At 44.9% G+C, this 3,459-nt stretch carries 1 protein-coding gene and 2 pseudogenes; all 3 read left to right on the forward strand.

Features of this window, described 5'->3' with window-relative positions; translation table 11 throughout:
* A pseudogene (locus tag ACFIJR_RS08735) lies at positions 1-1,212 on the forward strand (DUF4815 domain-containing protein); the annotation flags it as partial.
* Positions 1,213-1,226: 14 nt separating this feature from the next.
* Positions 1,227-2,603, forward strand: a complete 1,377-nt coding sequence (locus ACFIJR_RS08740; RefSeq protein WP_375654033.1) for a Bgr_08870 family protein — start codon at positions 1,227-1,229, stop codon at positions 2,601-2,603.
* Positions 2,604-2,792: 189 nt separating this feature from the next.
* A pseudogene (locus ACFIJR_RS08745) lies at positions 2,793-3,459 on the forward strand (phage tail protein); the annotation flags it as partial.

Below are 3,459 nucleotides of genomic sequence, written 5' to 3' on the forward strand. Positions count from 1 at the left end.
AAAATCTATTATTGTTTTACATCTCCCGATGGCGCTCTTGAAGGCGCTTTCACGATTCCACAAAATATTACAGCTGGTACAAAAAACGTTGTGGCACGGGGAAAAGGTGGAACCATTGCAACAGGGCTTTTTACTGGGCAAGGTGTGATTGATGTGAAAGTGATGCGACGCACCACCACAGTAAAAATATGGACACAAGTGGATCCACAAGCACAAGTTTTTACACCCGATGAAACACGGCAAATCACCGGTATTGACTTTCATCTTTGCAAAATCGGTAATCAAAACCATGATTTGGTGATTGATTTGGTCACCACTGAAAACGGTTATCCGACCGCCGATATCCAAGCGCAAAGCTTTTATTCTATGAAGGGCGCAAAGCTAGGGTGGGCAGAGGCACGCTATGATGTACCACTTCTTGTCCCCGATGATCGCTTAACGGCTTTTGTTATTAAGACAGATGATAGTAATCATTCTGTCTCACTGGCAAAGCTTGGGGATTTTGATGCAGAACATCAGAGATATGTTTCAAGCCACCCTTACGTGACCGGTCCACGATTTTCTTCAGTTAACGCACAAAGCTGGACTGCTCATCAAGATGAGGCTTTAGCCTTTCGAGTGTTGGCAGCCCGCTACACACAAACAGAAAAAACCATTGATCTTGGCACTTTTGATCTTGTGGACTGCTCTGATTTGCAAATCCGTGCAGCCATTGAATTGCCTTCAAGCGATTGTTCTGTCATCTTTGAAATTGAACGAAACAACGGCACGGTTTATCAACTTCTACCCTTTCAATTACTCAGTCTTACCGAATATATCAGTGAAAAGATAAAGCTTCGCGCCATTCTCAAAGGCACCGAAAAGCTCTCACCTGTTTTGTTTGCTCCTGTTCAATTGATTGCAGGGAAGATTCATAAGGAAGCCAGTTATGTCACCCGTGCTTTTTCCTTTGGAGAAAAGGCAAGGTTAACGAGCTATATCAAAACATTTTTACCGGGCGGTGCAACCTTTTCACTGGAGATGCAACTGGATGATGGTGCTTTCACCCCTTTGAAATTAGAGGAAACAGAGCAACTCGCTGAACCGCTTTGGACAGAGCGCAAATTTATCAGTGGTGATAAAACAGCCAAACAAGCGCGCTTGAAATTGACCCTTACCGGTGGACCGGCGGCACGGTCTATGGTGAGCGATTTTGGCGCTGGTATATTATGAGGGGAAAATGAGAGATGACAAAAACCAAAAAACTCGACATGGAATTGCCTAAAGAAGGACGCTTTATCAGTTCTGAATTCCCAATCTTGCGGGAAAACTTGACCAAAATTGATCAAGCCATTGTTGATATTGAGGAAAAGGTAGAGGGAAAAGCGCCTTCAAAACACACGCATAGCATAAGTGATGTTGCAGACCTTGAAGCGGCTCTCAAAGGCAAAATGTCAGCCGATAAAACCTTCTCATTTGCTGATTTAAGCGATATCGAGGGAGCACAAGATGCAGCCAACGATTATGTTCTCTATAAATCAAGCAATAATAACTTCACCTTTGGCAGTGCTGTATCTTTGCTTGGCTCTCATCAACATAAGATTGAAGATATTGTGGGGCTCGATAAATTTAGAGCCAAGCTTAATGAAGACCTCACAAGCTATGGACACCTCACAAGCCCAAATGAATGGCGAAGTTATAATAAATTTACCAGCAAAGTCACTATGAGTGGTGGCTTAGAACTGTTGGGTAATTCGTCGTTTAACCTTATCCATAACAACAAAGTCGTTAGCAGTCTAAACACAACCGGAAGCTCGCTTAAAGGACCGCTTAAAGTGGACGGTGATGTTGTTTATACCAAGGCGCAAGTGGATGCAGCCATCTTGGCAGGGATAAAGAGTCTTAAAAAAGATTTGATCGATAAAATCACAAATTGGCTGGCTCTTGCTGATGCTGAATTGCTGTATACGCAAGATGGGAAAATTCAATGGCCAGACTGGGTAACGGATAAAACCAAAGTCGAAATTACAGCCTGGGGTGGCGGCGGCAGTGGTGGGGGTGGTTATTCTTATTACTTAGGAGGCGGTGGCGGTTGTACGGTATGGTATGGTTATAAAGCGAGTTTAAAGGGTCATGAGAATATCGCTATTGGTAAAGGAGGAGATTCTGTTTCAGGGCGGACTGTAACAGGTAAGTCTGGAGGAATAACAGCCGTTGGAAAGAATTTTATTACCGCTACAGGAGGAAAGGGGGGTGGGGGTGTTTCTGCCTATCAATCTCACACGGGATTTGGTGGTAGTACGACTACCTTCTATTCAGGCACTGGTGGCGCTGGAGGTACAGGTGGAAACTTTGGTTTAGCAACAGACGAACATCTAGGAATCGCCAAAGGCGGAAATGGTTATGCTGGAACGAATGGAATTACGAGTAAAACAAGTGGGAATGGAGGCGATGCTGGAGGTGATACATCACGTGGTGGCGCTGGAGGACTAGGCAAAGGTTCCTATAGTTCAGGAAAAGCGGGGCGTGGTTTTGGTGGTGGCGGTGCTGGTGCTCATGACGATTCTTCTCCAAGTGGTGCTGGAGCTGATGGCGCTGTTCTTATAAGATTATGGAAAGAATAAATGGATGCACAAGTAACCAAGATATGACAGAAGTCAAATGGATAGCTGTTCTATAAGCAGGCTTATATGTTTTTAAGTCCTTTTATCGCTCTTTAAAAGCCCTTTGAAAGGGCTTTTTTGACTGACAGTGTCAGGCTTATGGAGCATGGTGATGGTTGTTATTCTCTCTTCATTGATTTGGAGAGCAAGATGGCAACAGAATTTAATCATGGGATACGCATTGTAGAGGCTGGTGAGGATTCCCGTCCCTTAGCAACATTTGATCAGACCGCTATTGGTGCGGTTGTCACAGCCCCTGATGCTGACAACCAAGTTTTTCCCCTCGACGAGCCTGTGTTAGTTTTTACACATGAGGGTGAGAAAATCCAAAAGCTTGGGACAAGAGGCACAGCTCTTGATGTTATCAATGCCGTGCGTGCGCAAGGGATTGAGGCACAAATTATTCTTGTGCGAGTGGAAGAAAAATCAACCATTGCTGAGACACAAACTGAGATGGTGGGATCAAACGCTCATTTGACCGGTGTGCATGCTTTATCGCATGCTAGAGGTCATTTAGGGGTAGAGCCTGGGATTTTATTGGCACCGGCTTATAGTGTAGGGCGCCTTGATAATGGTAAAAACCCCGTGGCGGATGCCTTGGAACAGGTGGCAGAAAAGCTACAAGCGATTGCCGTGTTTGATACGGGTGGTAAAAATGCGGAAGAAAGTCTTGCCTATCGTGCAGATTTTTCCTCACGCTTTTGTTACCTGATTGATCCCTTTGTGCGGGTGGCAAATAGTGATGGGGGTGTTAGTGTTAAACCCGCAAGTCCTTTTGCTGCCGCCATGTTTATCAAACGTGATAAGCAAAGGGGTG

The organism is Bartonella sp. OD88NMGDW (assembly GCF_042193775.1).
In the GTDB taxonomy this organism is placed as follows: domain Bacteria; phylum Pseudomonadota; class Alphaproteobacteria; order Rhizobiales; family Rhizobiaceae; genus Bartonella; species Bartonella grahamii.

Excerpts from the sequence above, each read along its gene's own strand:
- ACFIJR_RS08740 (WP_375654033.1), top strand. The coding sequence starts at position 1,227 with ATGACAAAAACCAAAAAACTCGACATGGAATTGCCTAAAGAAGGACGC.